Here is a 16,717-nt window from a genome sequence, read left to right as displayed (position 1 = left end):
TCGTTTCGGGTTTCGCTGATCCCGCAGTGACGGGTTAACCGTTTCCGGTGGGACTCGTCACACAAATCACAATTCAAACCGATACCACCGGCAGGTGTAATCTTTCCCGGACGGTTGGATAATGTGCTGCAACGATTCTGGATGGGAAATGGGGAGATGTTGTATGGAAGGGGAGATTTGTTACAGGAAAAATACAAGGGGTTAGCCGGTGCAGGTTAAAGACCTACAAATTTCAAAAAACTCATGGGTCCTCGCTGAAAATTTGAAATTTGATAGACCCCTGTGGATCATTCCATGGATTACATCTAGAGTTTATTTTTATCAACATGGTAGAAGTACAATGCGTTAGCAAAAATGCCATAAGTCCCTTTAGCGCACCAAGCAAGCACAAGAAGTGCAATCCACACCTCTTCGAGATTTTGGTTAACTTTTGAATATTCAAGCATTTTGATTGATTGGTAACACCAAAAGCTAAAAATTACGATAAATACGGCAGCTAATTTATACATCCTTCTGTAAACAGTCCATGGTATGCAAAATAAAAATGCAGCCCAATTCCAAGAAAAATAACATTTTACTATTTTAAAATGGATAAATCTATCAACATAATATTCACTGTTTTTTCCAATTGCTGCGCAGTACTTTTCTTTTAAAGGTTGATCTTCAGTATTGCCACAACCGGTGTCATTTTTGTTTTCTTCTGAATTGCTTGTTTTGGCAGATTGGCGTGTTTCTAGTGGCTTCAAGTTAGAATAAGTGTTGCGAACTCGTTTTGATTTTGACAAGTAGATAGTCCAAATACTCGCTGCTAGGAATGAAGTTAAGATGTCACTAAGAGAGTCAGCACCAAATGTTTTAGTATTTCCTAAAACTATTTTAGGAATAATTACTGATAATACTATAGAAGCTAAAGGACCAATTATCCACAATATTATTTTTGCTTGTTTAACTACTTTCCAGTTGCGCCCCTTAGCCAATCCAAAACCACCATAAATGCTTATTGCTGTAACTATTGTAAACGTAAACCAAGTAGCATTATTGAAAGTCTTCCATAGTCCAAGAGACTCAAGATTTGGATATTGTCTTTCTGCTGTCATAAAATCAGCGTTTATTTTGCCTAACCCCATCAATGGCCTTAACAGCATCATTCCGACAATAAGCAGCGTGAGCCAGCCTCCAATACCAGACGGGCCTGCCTTGGTAACAATAATCTCTGGACTTGTTTTGGTGATAGTTTCAGTTTGATGCGGTTGCTCAGGTTCTCTTGACGATGAGCTTATGTTCAATGACGCTCCACACTTAGCACAATACTTCGCAGTTGAAATGGCTTGGGTTCCGCACCGAGTACAAAACATTTGTCCTCCTCTTACTTTAAGGTACCCCATAAGGTAACCTATAGGGGGTCACAAATTTCAAAAATGTTCACAAATCCTCGCTGAAAATTTGAAATTCGTAGGCCTGCCCCCCTGTGGATTATACTCAACAAGCACCAAAACCTGCCCTGCCCCTCTTCTACATCACAAAATCGCATTTTTCAACGCTATTTCAGAGTGTTAAAAAAATTAACACTCCTTGGCCGCTTTTTCCATCCTACCGTTTTCATACAGGAAAACGCGCGAATTTAACGGCAGAATCCCCGCGACTGTTTCATTTCGATACAAATATTTTTTTGATTGTGACGCAGGCTCAGCAGGGACAGCGCTCTATCGAGGGCAGGGCTTGGAGGGCTACGGCTCCAGGAGGTCTTCAGCGGGCGGGCAGGTTGCCTGGCCCGCGGTATGCGGGGGATCCTGGCGGATTATACCCTATCCGCCCTGTTTTTCGCAGATGGATTTCGTCGGCGGCGCCTCTTTCTCTTCCGTTGCGGCGCCCCGGCTTCTTTGGTGAGTTCGCGGGGAAGCGGCACCGGCGCCTGCTGCCGTGCCTGAGCCTCCCACCAACCGAGCTGCGTGACGACGTCCTTTTTGTCGCCGCAGGTTGTCCGGCAGTATTCAATGATATCGTTGAAATCGGGACGGGCGATGAACGACTCCGGTCGGCGGCCGGGGATCTTTTTCAGGCGCGTCTGCTGGCCGATAATGTCGCGGAGCGCAAGCCCGACGCGGTTCGTGATCATGACGATCGGGCAGGTTTCGCCCATAAACTCCGCAACCGCAGCATTAACGCTCTGCTGCCAGGGCACACCCTGTCGGCGGAACTGCGCCGCCTTCTCATCGATGTACTCGCCGAACAGAAGTGCCAGAAGGAGCGGCGGGGAGACTTTGTTCCCCTGCTGGAGAGAGGAATCGACACGGCTGAGCATTGCCCCGAACCGGGTGTGGGGAAAACCTTCGCTTTCGGCGCCGAGCCAGTTCGAGACGTGCGGGAAAAGCGCGGCAAAGAGCCCGGTCTGGCGGAGGAGTTCATAGCACCGTGCCCCCTCTCCCGAGAGGAGCAGCTTGAGCATCTCATCGTAGAGACGCGACGGCGCCGCCCTGACAATGGTATCGGCGGCGGCGACCAGCGCCTTCCAGGTATGTTCCTCGATGGTGAAGGCGAGCTGGGCGGCAAACCGCACCGCCCGCAGCATCCGTACCGGGTCTTCCTGGAAGCGGACGGCGGGATCGCCGATGGTGCGGATGATGCCGGCGTTAAGGTCGGCGAGGCCGCCGGTGTAGTCAATGATCGAGAAATCGGCGATATTGTAGGACAGCGCGTTGACGGTGAAGTCGCGGCGCAGGGCATCCTCTTCGGGGGTGCCGTAGACGTTGTCCCGCAGGATCATGCCGTCATCGTCCTTCAGCATCTGCGGGGGGCGCTGCCGGTGATCCGTCCCGGCTGGCTCTTTCGGCTCGGGTTCGGGCTCGTTCGAAGCCTGGGACCGAAAGGTCGCCACCTCGATGATCTCATCCTGATAGTGTATATGTGCAAGACGAAAACGCCGCCCGACAAGACGGCAGTTGCGGAACATCCGTTTCAGCTCGCCGGGAGTGGCGTTGGTTACCACGTCGAAATCCTTCGGCTCCCGTCCGAGCAGGAGGTCGCGCACACAACCGCCGACGAGATAGCCGACATAGCCGTTATCTCTCAGGCGGTAGAGTGCGCGCAGGGCGTTCGGGCTCATGAGTTTGCGGGAGATTCCATGTTCCTGCCGTGCGATGATGACCGAGCAGCTTTTTTTCTTTCTCATTCCGTTAGCGCCGCCGCTTCTTCACATATTTTGCTGCCTTCTTTCAAGACCGGGAGCTTATCACCTTGAAAGTAAATTCATCTATGATCCTAATTTAAAAACTTCTCCACCGTTTTTCAACCCGGTATCTGCATGGGAACATCGCTTCAACGGCTTCCGGCATGTCGCGTGCGGCCCGCAGGATACGCCAGAGACCACATAACAAAAAAGGAGCTACGAACTTAATCGTAACTCCTTGTAATGTTTGGCTCCCCAACCCGGACTCGAACCAGGGACAAGGTGGTTAACAGCCACCTGCTCTACCGACTGAGCTATTGGGGAATAGCAGTGTAGAGCCGGTCTTTTAACATGAAATTATTTGCCGTGTCAACTCAAAATGTACGTAAAAAATTGCCTCCCGGCGGCTTCCGGGTGAAGTCACTGATATTATGCCGGATATCCCGCCTGTTCCGGGGCCTCATTCCCGCAGCGGCGCTTCCCCAGGATACTAGTCGATCGTCGGCTCCGGCTTCTCCTCCGGTTCCTCCTCCTTCTCCCATCCGGTCCACATGGTCCTGATCTCGGAAAACGGGGTGGGACCGAGGGTCGTCAGATAGAAATGGAAGAAGACAAAGGCACACAGGCAACAGGCGGCAAAGAAATGAAGCCCGTCGATCAGCTTGATCCCACCCAGCACGAACAGTACCCTGCGCAGCGGCTGGATATCCAGCAACAGCAGACCGGTGACGATCACCAGCGGCATGAAGACAAACATGATCGCGAGGTAGGCCATCTTCTGGAGCGCATTGAACTTGTTCTCCGGCGTGGCGTGGAAGGGGTTCGGCTTGCCACGGAAGTAGTTGAAGGCATAAAAGACCGCCTGCCGTATCAGCCCGTGCTTCACATCCTCGCCGGTGGGGAAATAGATCCTGCCGATGGTGCGGGAGATGACGACATAATAGAGGACCCAGTACACCATGGAGAGTCCTACCACGATTCCCGCCGCGTTATGCAGGTACACGGCCGCCCGGTAGCTGCCGAACAGGTTGACCGCCTCGGGGAAGCGGATCTGAACCCCGGTGACGCACAGGGTGACGATGCTGAGGGCGTGAATCCAGTGCCAGATCCTGACCGGGGTGGGTTGCAGGTAGACGATGACCTCGTGGGCTGGTTCGTGGTGGTTGTGCTCCCTCTTCCTGCGGGTCAGGAAGCGCACGAACCCGTGGCCAAGGGGTATGACGATCCCGCAGGCGATGATGAGGCCGCCGATGATGCTGAACAGGACGCTGCGGGTCGCGCCGGTCATGTAAAAATCGGGGGTGCCGTAGAGGACGTCCAGGATCGCCCCCTTTTCAACGGGCATCCGGTTGTAGGCCCCGCTTTTGGTGGGAAAGGAAACAAAGCTGGTCTGCAACGCATGTGCCCCGGAGACGTGGCAGAAGGTGCAGTCCCAGCGGTTGTCGAGAATCTGGTAGCTGTGGGTCACCACCTCCGGCATCATCATGCCCCGCAGGCGGAGCCCGTCGTCACGGGATTTTTTGTTGAACCTCCGCAACTCCTTCAGCGAGATCCGACTGTCGCCGTTGGCGTCTATCAGGGATGGGACGCCGTTTTCGCCGGTCAGCCGCGTCAGTTCGTCGCTGGTCGCCAGACGGAAGCCGCCCTGGTCCTCTTTTTCCACGTACAGGTTGATGTAATAACCCTTTGACCCGGTATGGCAGGTTATGCACGGCAGATTATCCAGGTGCAGCCCCGCCTGGGGAAGCCATTGGCGGTGGCTTTTCTCGGTCGCCGCCGGCACGTGGCAGCGAGAGCAGACCGCGTTGATCGCCACGCCCGATACCGAGGCCGGCCTGCGGGCCTGGTGCGGATTGTGGCAGTCGGCGCAGGTTGCGTTTTTGGCGTGCAGACTCTGGGCGTACTCCTGTACAACCGAACCGTGGCACTCCTTGCAGGTGGCGTGAGAGGGCCTGGTGCCGTCATAGGGGTGCTTGTCGGTCACCGAGTCGTGGCACGAGGCGCAACCGACGACCTTATGGGTAGTTTCGGCGAATTGCACCGGATCGACATAGAGGCGCTCGCCACCCTGCTTGATGATAGCCTGCTTGCCGTGACATTCAAGGCACTCGCTGTTCTCCCTGGTGCCGAAGGCCGGTTGTGCAGCCAGCAGCGCCACCGCCAGCGCCAGGAAACATCCCCATGCCATCCCTCTACCGTTGGTTTCCATAGCCGTTCCTCGTGCAGCACTGTTGTATTTGCCGCGGCCTGCCAGGGTCTTATGGGATTTATAGGACTTATGGGACTCATGGGTCATGGATCCCATGAGTCCCATGGATTAAATTATAGCGCAAAAAAACGGGAAATAAAGCGGGGTACTGTCGGAGGTTCTACGGAAAAAAGCACGGAAATAGAGGGCCGGTCTGCGGCCTAAACCGCAGACTGGAGAGGAACGAAACCGGGACGGCCGAACGAGTAGTCGTAGTGCAGGTGATCGCTGTACTCACCGGAGAGGATAGCGGTCACATCCTGGGCAAAGACGAGTTCCTCGTCGGTGGGGATGACAAAGACCTTCACCGGTGATGCGTCACCGGTAATGAGCGCCTCTTCCCGTTCCGAGCGGATAGCCCGGTTTCTTTCCGGGTCGGGCAGGACGCCGAAACACTCCAATCCGCCCAGGGCCAGTTCACGGGCAAACCATTCCAATTCGCCCGCGCCGGAGGTGAATACCACGGCGTCCAGCGGCCCCACGGCGGCCAGGTAGGCCCCGATATACTTCTTAAGGCGGTAGGCCTCCATCTCCAGGGCCAGACGGCACCGGGGGTACCCGCCAACAGCGGCCTCCAGGATCTGCCGGCGCTCCGCATTCCACCCGGTAATGCCCCGAATCCCGCTTTTCTGGTTGAGGATACTCTCCATCTCCCGCGCCGAAAGGTTCATCTGTTGCATGATGAAGGCGGTGATGCCGGCGTCGAAATCGCCGCTGCGCGTCTCCATGACCGCCCCCTCCAGGGGGGTCAGTCCCATGCTGGTGTCGATGGAGGCCCCGTTTCGGATGGCGCACAGGGACACACCCTTGTCGATGTGAATGGTGATCAGGTTACAGGCGTCGGCGGGCTTGCCCAGCAACATTGCGGCCCGCCGGGACAGATAGATGTGGGACGGCCCATGGAAACCGTAGCGCCGCACGCCGAACTTCTTGTACCATTCGTACGGCAGGGGATAGATATAGGCAAAGTCGGGCATGGTGACGTGGAAAGCGGTGTCGAAGATGGCCACCTGGGGGAGATGGGGCAGAAGCCCCATGGCCGCCTCAATGCCGGCGATATTGGCGGCATTATGCAGCGGCGCAAGTTGCTGGAGATCCCGGATGGCATCGAGTACCTGGTCGTCGATCACCACGGAGTGGTGAAACCGTTCCCCGCCGTGGGCCACCCGGTGGCCGACGGCACCGATCTGCGCCGCCTCCCCGTCAACCCCGTACCGGGGGTCGCTGAGGGTTTCGAGGATCAGTGCAACGGCAGCCAGGTGATCGACAAATTCCACATCCTCCGTCTCCGCTGTCCGGCCCGGCACTTCGATGGTTATGGACGTTCCACCCAGCCCGACCCGCTTGACCAGGCCCGCCGCAAGCAGTGATTCCCCTCCCCACGAGAAGAGATGGTATTTTATGGAATGACTCCAGCAACTCAGGGTCAGAATATTCATGTTAGCTCCACTTGGGCCGCCGGTACGGAAATGTTACGGCAACTCACACCATAGCGCCGAATGCGGACAGTGCCCCATCTTACTCTTTAACCGGTACCTGCTCAAGAAAAGATACCTCATCTTCCTGCTCCTCGCCGACCTCGGGACAGACCTCCCGATTCAGCACACGATGCAACCTTTCCTCGTCCAATTCGTCCTCCCACTTGGAAACGACCACGGTGGCTACGCCGTTGCCGATCAGGTTGGTGATGGCGCGCGCTTCGGACATGAAGCGGTCGATTCCCAGGATCAGGGCCAAGCCGGCTACCGGAATGGTGGGGATGGCTGCAAAAGTGGCCGCCAGGGTCACAAAGCCGCTCCCGGTAACCCCGGCAGCCCCCTTGGAGGTCAGAAGGAGGATAGCGAGCACGGTCAGGGTCTGGATCAGGGTCAGATGGGTATTGGTAGCCTGGGCCACAAACAGCGCGGCCATGGTCAGGTAGATGGAGGTGCCGTCCAGGTTAAACGAATAGCCGGTGGGGATGACGAGTCCAACCACCGATTTTCGGCATCCCAGGTTCTCCAGCTTGGACATCATGCGCGGCAGCGCCGATTCCGACGAAGAGGTGCCGAGTACGATCAGGATTTCCTCGCTGACGTACCGGATGAACTTGAAGATATTGAAACCGGTAAGCCGCGCAATGGTGCCGAGCACCAGGAAGATGAAGATAATGCAGGTGAGATAAAAACTCCCCATGAGCATCCCCAGCCTGGACAGCGAGCCGACTCCGAACTTCCCGATGGTGAACGCCATGGCGCCGAAGGCGCCCAGGGGGGCGAGCCTCATGATGATGCCGACGATCTCGAACAGGACATGCGCAATCTGTTCCACAAGCCGGCACACGACCTTGCCCCGCTCGCCCAGGGCGGAAAGGGCAAAACCGAAAAGCAGGGAAAACAGGAGCACCTGGAGGATGTTCCCCTTGGCAAAGGCATCGACCACGCTCGTGGGAATGATGTTCATGAGGAAATCGGCGGTAGTGGTCGATTTGGCCTGGGCGGTAAAGGCCGTAAGGGCCGTGGTGTCGATCTTGCTGACGTCGGCGTTGAAACCGGAGCCCGGCTGGATCACGCTGACGATGACCAGGCCGATGAGGAGGGCCGCCGTGGTGACCAACTCAAAATAGAGCAGCGCCTTGACCCCTACCCGCCCGACCTTTTTCATGTCCTCCATGCCGGCTATGCCGTTCACCACCGTACAGAAGATAACCGGGGTGATGATCATCTTGATCAGCTTTATGAACCCGTCGCCGAAGGGCTTCATGGCCACCCCGGCTTCCGGGTAGTAATAACCGAGCGCCACGCCTGCCGCAATCGCCGTCAGAACCTGAAAATAAAGATGCCCGTAAATCCTCTTCCCTTTCATCCTTGTTCCCTCTCACGTTGGTTTTAGGGGCGTGGCTAAACTGAAGCAGATTTGTTCCATGTCCCGTTGGTACCTCGTTATCAGCTCTTTTGTCCCTTTTTCATCTGGGGCGCCGCCTCATCCCGCGCCAGAATCATCCGGGGGGGGATCTCCTGGGCGCCGAGGATTTTCACCAGTTGCTCCATACCGTCCTCAATGAGCAGAAGCCGCTGCACCGGCAACGTCTCCAACCCCTTGACCAGATGCCCCTGGACGACCTCAGGGGCCTGATTGACCAGATCCTTACCGTCAGGGGTCAGCTCGATGGTTACCACCCGGCGGTCATTCTGGGAGCGGGTCCGCGCGGCCAGCCCCTTTTTTTCCAGGCGGTCGAGGATGCCCACCACCGTAGCCGGCTGAACGAACATAAGCCGGGCCAAATCCGAAACCTTGACGGGCGCATTCTCCGCGATCATTTTGATCGCCCAGAGCTGGGGCCCGGTCAGGCCGGTTTCCCGCTTGGCCTTTTTGGAATAGTCGTTGAACACCTGAAATACCCTGCGGATATTATTTATGATCTCTGCAACCTTCGCAGTTTTGGTCATACCTCCTCCTTCTCCGGCCACGCACGACAAATTAAAGCAATAATCATTTTAACTGAAATTGTTTTAGCATAAACCAAACCGTGTCACAATTGCAATCTGTCCGGCACACGATTTTGTGTAAACGGAGTTTCACCCGGTCCCCCACCAAATTCTCACCTTGAAAAAACCGGCAGGGTTGCTATAAGTAATCATCTACGTAATCTCCGGAGGAATCCATGGAAAGCAACGGCAGGAGAACGTTCCTCGGACTGTGCCTGGGAGGATTGGCAGCGGCCGCAGCCGCCGTGACCGCCTGGCCCGTGTACCGCTACCTGGCGCCCCGCCCCGCCAAGACGACGGCCGCAAAGGTCGATATCCCGGAAAAGGACGTACCGGAAGGCGAGGCCAAATTCTTCGACTTCGGCGGGGCGTCGGCGGTCCTGGTGCGGAAACGGGGCGGCGACCTGATCGCACTTTCAGCCGTCTGCACCCACCTGGGCTGCATCGTGCAGTGGGAAAAAAACAAGCAGGATTTTCTCTGCCCCTGCCATGGCGGCCTCTATACCGCCGAAGGGGCCGTCATCTCCGGCCCCCCACCGAAACCGCTCACAAAACTTCCCTTTACCGTGACCAACGGGATCATCACCGTTGGCTGAAAAACCTGGAGGCGGCATGGCTCTGCTCAAACGGCTCATCGATTGGATCGACGTGCGCATCGGCGCCCGGGAGGTAGTGGCAAAGGAGTTGACCGGCTACCTGCTCCCCCGCAACATCAACACCTGGTACTCCATGGGGAGTATCCTGCTGTTCATCTTCGTCCTGCAGGTGGTGACCGGTATCCTGCTCCTCATCTACTATGTTCCGGATGCGGACAAAGCCTTCAAGAGCGTCACCTACATCATGAACGAGGTCCCCTTCGGCTGGCTGATCCGCATGTGCCACGTGGTCGGCTCCAGCATGATGGTGCTGGTGCTCCTCTTTCACATGATCTCCGTGCTCTTCATGAACAGCTACAAGAGCCCACGGGAGATGAACTGGCTGACCGGCTTCATCCTCTTCACCCTGGTCCAGGGCATATCCCTGACCGGCTACCTGCTCCCCTGGAGCCAGCTCTCCTTCTGGGCCACCACCGTGGCCACCAACAGCGCTAACGCCATCCCGGTGGTGGGGCCGTATCTGGTGGAATTCCTGCGGGGGGGCAAGCTGGTCGGCCCCCCGACCCTGGGACGCTTCTTCGCCCTGCACGTGGCCCTTATCCCGCTGGGTATCGCGGCCGTGGTCGGCGCCCACCTGTTCTTCCTGCAACGCACCGGCGTCTCCACTCCCCCCTTTGGACTCAAGGACACCACCAACCGGTGGAAAGGAGACGGCTACAGCTACGAGAGCCATCCGGGGGGCATCCCGTTCTTCCCCAACTATGCCCTTGAAGACTTGCGGTCTATCTTCATCTACCTGGCCTGCTTCCTGGCGGTGGTGTACTTCGATCCCTACCTGTTCTTCACCAGGGATTCCTTTATACCGGCCAACCCGCTCCAGACTCCGGCCCACATCAAGCCGGAATGGTATTTCCTGGCCAACTACCAGACCTTGAAGATCTTCCCCAGCGAGTTCATCGGCCTGGCGGTGCAGGGGGCCGGCATGACCTTTCTGGCCCTGCTCCCCTTCATCGACCGGACCAAGGAGCGCCACCCCCTGAAACGCCCTCTGTTCATGATCTGCGCCATCGGCGGCATCATGCTCTGGATCGGGCTCAGCGTCTGGGGGCACTACTCATGAGATACCGGGAGACTGTAATGCACCTGTCGGCACACCTGTTCATCCTCTTCGTCCTGCTGCTGCCGATGTCCTCGTTCGCGGCCGAGCCGGCGGAGATCGTCTGCATCCAGTGCCACTCCACCATGCCGGGCAAGATCGGGGAACCGGTCAAGCTCTGGAAAGGGAGCATCCACGCGGAGAACGGCATCGCCTGCAACGCCTGCCACGGCGGCGACCCCAAGGACGCGGCCAATGCCATGAGCCCGGCTAGGGGCTTCCTGGGCGCGCCCAAGGAGGCGGCCATCCCGGCCTTCTGCGGCCGCTGCCATGTAGGGGTGTTGAAGGACTACCTGGCCAGCGCCCACGGCAAGGCCCTGGGCAAGGGCGGGCCGACCTGCGTCACCTGCCACAGTAACCATCTGGTGGTCAAGGCGTCCCTGGACATCATCAACGAGAAGCGGTGCAGCCAGTGCCACAGCTTCGAGCGTGCCCGCGTGATTCGCGACGCCATGCAGGAAACCGAGGCCATGATCGTTGCCATCGACAAGAGGATCGCGGCTTACAAGGGTAACGGGGTCGATACGGAAAGCCTGGAAAAAAGCCTGTTCGCCGTGCGCAACCGTTTCCACACCCTGTTCCACAACGTAGACGTGGGGATGGTGAAGAAAGAGTCGGCCGGGATACAGGCGGACCTGAAGAAGATTCAGGACCAGCTCAAGGCCCTGGACGATTCACGCCAGAAACGGAAGATCGCCGGGGCGGTCGTTGTTTCGGCCATGCTGCTGCTGGCGTTGTTTGCGCATTTGCTGAGGAAGACGTTTGATTAGGTGATGGAGAAGATATGATTCGGACAGAATAAGTCAGAATAATTTTTCAGTTTTAAAGGGAATTTTAGGGAAGTTGGTAAGGGGAGGACAGTGTGGACCTTGCCCATTCCATAATATATCACGGTTAGTGGGTAGTCTAATCGTAGGGTAGCCGAATAAAATTAGAGAAAGGCAATAGTGACAGGTAACTCCCGCTTCCCGATAACGCTTCCTCTCTTATATGCGATACTCCTCGGATCTGTTGGATTTATAGGCGGCTTCTTCGGTCCGATTTTACTAAATCCGCATGCCAATCAAGGGCCGATGTTTGGGATCTTTATTTCAGGTCCGTTTGGAGTTGTTCTTGGTCTTATTCTCGGTGTTATAGTAGGGATAAAACAACCACAATCTTCTGTGGCTGCCTTACTCATTGCCGCACTATCTCTCGCCACTTTTTGTCTATATTTCAGCCTACCAAAAGATGAATATCAAGGCTTCATAATTGATGCAGAGACCATCAGTTGCGAATCGCCGACATCCATTGTCCCATCCGCAGTCGAACGCTGGAATAATATTAAAGGCACACCTGAGTATCAACTCCGCCCAGAATGGAAAAACGACATTGCTCGAATGATTGAAACGGATAAGGGATTTATTTTGAGGCTGAAAGTTCACCGCAGGAAGAAAATATATGAGCAAAAAAAACCGTGGAATCGCGGTCATATTGTTGCATCTTCGTGGGTACCTGTAGGTGTTACGGAGAACTATTTTGCACGTGACACAGGTGGCTCTTGTGCCGACTTCAGAGTTGGGCAACGGGCATTTTATTCACCCATTTGGGAAGAATCGAAAGTATCGCCTCCAGATGTGCTGCCAACTTTCCTTGGTGTTCACACGTTGCAAATCGTTCCGTCAAAATTCCAGCAGTCCTCGCAAGCCACGGACTGAACCAAAACCCATTGACTTTGATACTATATATAGTACTATATCCCTATGACGCAAGCTGACAAGACGATAAACAAAATGCGTAACAACCCGGACGGGTGGAGGATCGAAGACCTCCAGGCCGTGGCGAATCGCATGGGGATTGCGTGGCGTCATGATGGCGGGAGCCATTGCGTTTTTATAACTGCCGCCGGAAAAACCCTTCCGGTGCCGGCAAAAAAGCCGATCAAGATGATTTACGTCAGGAAGTTTCTGGCACTGCTGGAGGAACCATGAAAGACATTAAAGCATATCCATTCGAGACACGGGCGCTCACAGCAGAAGAGGGGGGCGGCTACATGGTCGCGTTCCTCGATTTCAACGAGTGCATAGCTGACGGCGAAACTATCGAGGAGGCGATTGCGGAAGGTTTCAAGGCCTTGGCCGCCGTGATCGCCACGCTTGAAGAACGGGGCCTTCCGGTCCCGGAACCGGGCAACTACGGCGCATACTCCGGCAAGTTCGTGCAGCGGCTCCCGAAAAGCGTTCATGCCCGGTTGCAGGCCAGGGCGCGACAGGAGGGCGTCAGCATCAACACCCTAGCCGCGACCTACATCGCGGAGGGCCTTGCCCGCAAGGCGGCCTGATCCATGCCTCTTAGCTATTTCGATAACAAAGCGCTCGTTTCATGAGCCGCTTAAAAGCCGAAACCTGAGAGGCAGCCCCAGAGAAGAGCATCAAGAACCACCAGGTCATCTTTTCTCATTTTCCCTCCTTATCCCCTCCCCCTGCGGCTGAGTCGCGAAGTGAAAGGGAACTCATCCAAGACACTCGAAACTTTAAATTACCCGATTGCTTATTTAATGTTTTAGGTATAACTTTAAATAAACAAATCTATAATTAAAGGTTGCAGCATGCGAAAAACCGATCTGAGCCCGGAACGCCGCGCATTGCTCGTGCCCGTGGCGAGTCACCCGGGAGCATATGCGCTCGTTCCGCCGCTTACGCCTCGCGTTGACCGGCTCACCGGGCTGCAAGGTCTGCACGGCGAAGTAAGCCGGGCGCATACGGCTCTGGCGAATCTTCAGACGCTTGCGCATGGGCTGCCCAACCCGGACCTTGTCACGCGGACGGCAGACCGGCGCGAAGCCGTGCGGAGCAGTCAGATAGAGGGAACCAATTCGGGAATAGATGAGCTGTTGACCTACGAAGCCACGGGCAGTGATGAGGGGCTGCCGCCGGATGTCCGGGTCACGCTCAATTACGTCACAGCTCTTGAGTATGGTCTGCAACGGGTCAGGGAGCGTGGGGTCGCCGCCTTCACAAACGATCTGGTCAAGGAACTTCATGCCCGGCTCATGTCGGGTGGTGACAACTCATGGGCACCGGGTGAGTACCGGGACAAACAAAACTGGATCGGCAGCCTTAAAATAGACCAGGCGCGTTTTGTCCCTCCGCCGGCCGGCAATGTGCCCGACTGCATGGATGATGTGATCTCGATGCTACGGTATGCGCCGGCCGAGGAGGATCAGATCGAAATGCCCATCGTGGTCCGCATGGCGGTCGTTCACGCACAATTTGAGACAATTCACCCGTTTTTCGACGGCAACGGGAGGGTCGGGCGTATCATCCTGCCCCTTATGCTGGCTGCGGAGGGTTATCCGCCGGTGTATCTGTCGGGCTATCTCAAGGACAATCAGAGGGAATATTACGACACCCTGGCAGGCGTCCAACTTAAGGGCAAATGGGCGGAGTGGATCAGGTTTTTCGCGATTGGCGTCGATACCGCTGTCCAGGAGTCCATCGGCACGGCGCTCGGGCTCGGGGCAATCCTCCGAAAGTGGCAAGACATTGTAGGCGGGCTTGGCCTGCGCCGCCAATCGGTTTTGCACAAGTTTCCCGAACTTATGCTCGGGACCCCTGTTTTGACGGCACACAAGGCCAAGAACGCCCTTGGCATTTCTTTTCCGTCGGCTAGTGCGGCCTTGGCCATGCTTGAAGAAAAGGGGGTTTTGTTCCAGCGGGAAAAACACCGGCGGTACAGAACCTTTTACGCGAGGGAAGTGATCGAATTACTGAACAGGCCGGCAGGGACAGCCGGGTCAGGCATGAAAGAATGATCGAATACGAATATTGTTTTTCAACAAAACGACCGCCCCGGTGATCCGGGGCGGTCGTTTCATGTACGAACCTGCCCCCGCTACATGGCCGAAAACTGGCGCTCAAGGCCTTTCGGGTCTTTCGCCCACACTTCGCCTACCTGGGCGGACATGGGATCGGGAAAGATATCCTCCTGATCCGCCAGGATGCCTTTGATGATGTTCTCCGCCGTTTCCGGCGCGCCGGTTTTCGGCATGGCGAAGTCGCGGGACATGTCGGTATCGATCGGGCCGGGGAAGATGCCGTGTACGGAGATGCCCTTGGCCTTCAATTCCGCCCGCATCGCCTGGGTTGCGGAAAAGAGCGCCGCCTTTGAAGCGCTGTAACCGCCTACGGCGGACATGCTGGCGAGGCTGAGAACGGAGAGGACATTGGCAATGGCGCCGCCCCCTTTCTTCTCCAGCACCGGCGCAAAGGCGCGGACCACGTTGAGCGTGCCCAGGTAGTTCACCTCCAGATCGTGTTTCAGCGCGTCGGGTTCACCGGTGACAACGGACGAAAAGGTGGCGACACCGGCGTTGTTGATGACTATGTCCACATCCTGCGCCAGGCCGGCAGCCTTTGCGACGAGATCCGGGTCGGTAATGTCCAGCTTCAGCGGCACCACGCGGCTGTCGCCGAATGCCGGGAGCTCTTCGGTCTTGCGGGCCGCGGCATAGATCTTCTTGACCGGGTGTTTGAGCAATTCTTCAACGAGGGCCTTGCCGATGCCCCTGTTCGATCCGGTTACCAAAATAGTTGTATTTTCAAGTTTCATGACTTTCTCCGTTCATGGGTATGGGGTTCGACACTCATCATAATAAGACTATAATAGTCTTTTATGGCAACATCAAGTGTCATTCGCGTTACTCATTCGACAAAAAAAGCCGCCCCGGTGATCCGGGGCGGCTTTGATAAGGTGTTGATTGCCTTCCCCCTTTAAAAAAAGGGGACCGAGGGGGATTTAACAACGGCTCGAAGCAAATCCCCCCTAGCCCCCCTTTGTCAAAGGGGGGAACTATACGTTTATGCCCGAGGGATCACGTTGTCCTTCACCCAGGAGACGATGTCATCCGTGGAGGTGCCGGGGGTGAAGATCTCGCTGATGCCGGCCGCTTTCAGGCCGGGGATGTCGTCCTCGGGGATGACGCCGCCGCCGAACACCTTGATATCGTCGGCATTCTTTTCCTTGAAAAGTTGGCAGATGCGGGGCAGGAGGGTGTTATGGGCGCCGGACAGGATCGACAGGCCGACGCAGTCCACGTCTTCCTGGATGGCGGCCGAGACGATCTGCTCCGGCGTCTGGTGCAGGCCGGTGTAGATAACCTCGAAACCGGCATCGCGGAAAGCGCGGGCGATAATCTTCGCACCCCGGTCGTGACCGTCCAGCCCCGGTTTTCCCACAAGCACGCGTAATGTCCTTGAAGCCATGAAAGTTACCTCCGATGTGAAATATATAAGCTAGACCCAGTTTCCATTAACGAATTCGCAAAAAGCTCCAGCCGGCAGGTGCGCGAAATTTGAGGAGTGAGGCGTACCCGTGCGGTACGTCGCAGCGACGAGAATGAGCGCAACGAACCGGATGGACTTTTTCCGGATTCGTCATCACATTTCTATTCCCGTGCGGGCCGGCACCCCCGCCTTATAGTAATGCTTGACCTCCCGCATCTCGGTCACCAGATCGGCCGCCTCGATCACCCGTTCATGGGCGTTGCGGCCGGTCAGGACCAATTCCGTCCTTTCGGGTTTGAGGCTCATGAGTTCCAGCACCTGCTCAACATCCACCAAACCGAAGCCCACGGCTCCGTTGATCTCGTCCAGGACCACCAGGTCGTATTCCCCCGAGGCGAGGATACCCTTGGCCCGCTCCAGCGCTTCCTGGGCCACCCTGCGGTCCTCGGTGATGTCCCTGGTGTTGACCCAGCCTGGGCGGCCGGACTGCATGATGGTAAACAACGGAGCCAGTTTTTCGGCGATCAGGTGTTCGCCGTAGGGGCCTCCCCCCTTGATGAACTGGAAGACGCACACCTTGAGGCCGCGGCCTATGGCTCGCAAGGCCAGTCCGAGGGCCGCGGTGGTCTTCCCCTTGCCGTTGCCGGTGTACACCTGTATGCAGCCACGTTCCAACGCCATGCGACAATCCCGGTTAGAATCCCGCAAAACCCTTCCAATACAGGGCTCTTCGCGATTACAGCAGAATAAAACAACGGTGTTTGACTATAGCAATTCAGCCAAGCGCGGTCAAGCAAAGGATTGCCGCTTCAAATTGCGA

The 16,717-nt window shown here is 56.3% G+C and carries 16 protein-coding genes and 1 tRNA gene; 7 read left to right on the top strand and 10 right to left on the bottom strand.

Annotated elements, in window-relative coordinates:
* Nucleotides 1–305 precede the first annotated feature (305 nt).
* From LDN12_RS16315 to LDN12_RS16285, 7 genes are all read right to left on the bottom strand, one after another.
* Nucleotides 306–1,355 carry a DUF2569 domain-containing protein gene (locus LDN12_RS16315; RefSeq protein WP_223923709.1) on the bottom strand — a complete coding sequence of 350 codons (1,050 nt, stop codon included), beginning with the start codon at nt 1,353–1,355 and terminating at the stop codon, nt 306–308.
* A gap of 443 nt (nt 1,356–1,798) precedes the next feature.
* A complete protein-coding gene (gene pcnB / locus LDN12_RS16310) occupies nt 1,799–3,169 on the bottom strand; it encodes a polynucleotide adenylyltransferase PcnB (protein WP_223923708.1) in 1,371 nt (456 codons plus the stop codon).
* A 245-nt stretch (nt 3,170–3,414) separates the two neighbouring features.
* Nucleotides 3,415–3,490 (bottom strand) — tRNA-Asn (locus tag LDN12_RS16305).
* Nucleotides 3,491–3,656: 166 nt separating this feature from the next.
* Nucleotides 3,657–5,375: a cytochrome b/b6 domain-containing protein gene (locus LDN12_RS16300; RefSeq protein WP_223923707.1), complete on the bottom strand. Its 1,719-nt coding sequence runs from the start codon at nt 5,373–5,375 to the stop codon at nt 3,657–3,659.
* Nucleotides 5,376–5,575: 200 nt separating this feature from the next.
* Nucleotides 5,576–6,853, bottom strand: coding sequence for an acetate kinase (locus tag LDN12_RS16295; protein WP_223923706.1), 1,278 nt, complete (start codon nt 6,851–6,853; stop codon nt 5,576–5,578).
* A 79-nt stretch (nt 6,854–6,932) separates the two neighbouring features.
* Nucleotides 6,933–8,258 (bottom strand): dicarboxylate/amino acid:cation symporter, encoded by a 1,326-nt coding sequence (locus LDN12_RS16290; protein WP_223923705.1) that lies wholly within the window; start codon nt 8,256–8,258, stop codon nt 6,933–6,935.
* 80 nt (nt 8,259–8,338) lie between these two features.
* The gene (locus LDN12_RS16285) at nt 8,339–8,842 is read right to left on the bottom strand and encodes a MarR family winged helix-turn-helix transcriptional regulator (RefSeq protein ID WP_223923704.1); all 504 of its coding nucleotides are present in this window, start codon (nt 8,840–8,842) and stop codon (nt 8,339–8,341) included.
* 215 nt (nt 8,843–9,057) lie between these two features.
* On the opposite strand from LDN12_RS16285, the gene LDN12_RS16280 reads away from it, so the two are divergent.
* The 7 genes from LDN12_RS16280 (at nt 9,058) to LDN12_RS16250 (ending at nt 14,426) form a co-directional block, all read left to right on the top strand.
* Nucleotides 9,058–9,477: a ubiquinol-cytochrome c reductase iron-sulfur subunit gene (locus LDN12_RS16280; RefSeq protein ID WP_223923703.1), complete on the top strand. Its 420-nt coding sequence runs from the start codon at nt 9,058–9,060 to the stop codon at nt 9,475–9,477.
* 16 nt (nt 9,478–9,493) lie between these two features.
* Nucleotides 9,494–10,597 carry a cytochrome bc complex cytochrome b subunit gene (locus tag LDN12_RS16275; protein ID WP_223923702.1) on the top strand — a complete coding sequence of 368 codons (1,104 nt, stop codon included), beginning with the start codon at nt 9,494–9,496 and terminating at the stop codon, nt 10,595–10,597.
* Between the two features lie 17 nt (nt 10,598–10,614).
* Complete coding sequence (locus LDN12_RS16270; protein ID WP_223923701.1) at nt 10,615–11,403, top strand: multiheme c-type cytochrome; 789 nt, start codon at nt 10,615–10,617, stop codon at nt 11,401–11,403.
* 177 nt (nt 11,404–11,580) lie between these two features.
* Nucleotides 11,581–12,330, top strand: a complete 750-nt coding sequence (locus tag LDN12_RS16265) for a hypothetical protein (protein WP_223923700.1) — start codon at nt 11,581–11,583, stop codon at nt 12,328–12,330.
* Nucleotides 12,331–12,405: 75 nt separating this feature from the next.
* Complete coding sequence (locus tag LDN12_RS16260) at nt 12,406–12,603, top strand: type II toxin-antitoxin system HicA family toxin (RefSeq protein WP_223923699.1); 198 nt, start codon at nt 12,406–12,408, stop codon at nt 12,601–12,603.
* Nucleotides 12,600–12,953, top strand: a complete 354-nt coding sequence (locus LDN12_RS16255) for a toxin-antitoxin system HicB family antitoxin (RefSeq protein ID WP_223923698.1) — start codon at nt 12,600–12,602, stop codon at nt 12,951–12,953. The genes LDN12_RS16260 and LDN12_RS16255 overlap by 4 nt, the downstream gene beginning before the upstream one ends.
* A 267-nt stretch (nt 12,954–13,220) precedes the next feature.
* The gene (locus LDN12_RS16250) at nt 13,221–14,426 is read left to right on the top strand and encodes a Fic family protein (protein WP_223923697.1); all 1,206 of its coding nucleotides are present in this window, start codon (nt 13,221–13,223) and stop codon (nt 14,424–14,426) included.
* An 80-nt stretch (nt 14,427–14,506) separates the two neighbouring features.
* Here the strand turns inward: LDN12_RS16250 and LDN12_RS16245 are convergent, their stop codons facing one another.
* The 3 genes from LDN12_RS16245 to cobO all read right to left on the bottom strand — a co-directional run bounded on the left by LDN12_RS16245 (nt 14,507) and on the right by cobO (nt 16,578).
* Nucleotides 14,507–15,223, bottom strand: a complete 717-nt coding sequence (locus tag LDN12_RS16245) for an SDR family oxidoreductase (protein WP_223923696.1) — start codon at nt 15,221–15,223, stop codon at nt 14,507–14,509.
* 248 nt (nt 15,224–15,471) lie between these two features.
* Complete coding sequence (locus tag LDN12_RS16240) at nt 15,472–15,876, bottom strand: cobalamin B12-binding domain-containing protein (protein WP_223923695.1); 405 nt, start codon at nt 15,874–15,876, stop codon at nt 15,472–15,474.
* Between the two features lie 174 nt (nt 15,877–16,050).
* Entirely contained in the window at nt 16,051–16,578 is a 528-nt protein-coding gene (cobO, locus tag LDN12_RS16235; RefSeq protein WP_223923694.1) for a cob(I)yrinic acid a,c-diamide adenosyltransferase, read from the bottom strand.
* Between the last annotated feature and the right edge of the window lie 139 nt (nt 16,579–16,717).

It is taken from the genome of Geobacter sp. AOG2 (genome assembly GCF_019972295.1).
Taxonomy (GTDB): Bacteria; Desulfobacterota; Desulfuromonadia; order Geobacterales; family Pseudopelobacteraceae; genus Oryzomonas.
This window is presented reverse-complemented; position numbering and strand designations above follow the sequence as displayed.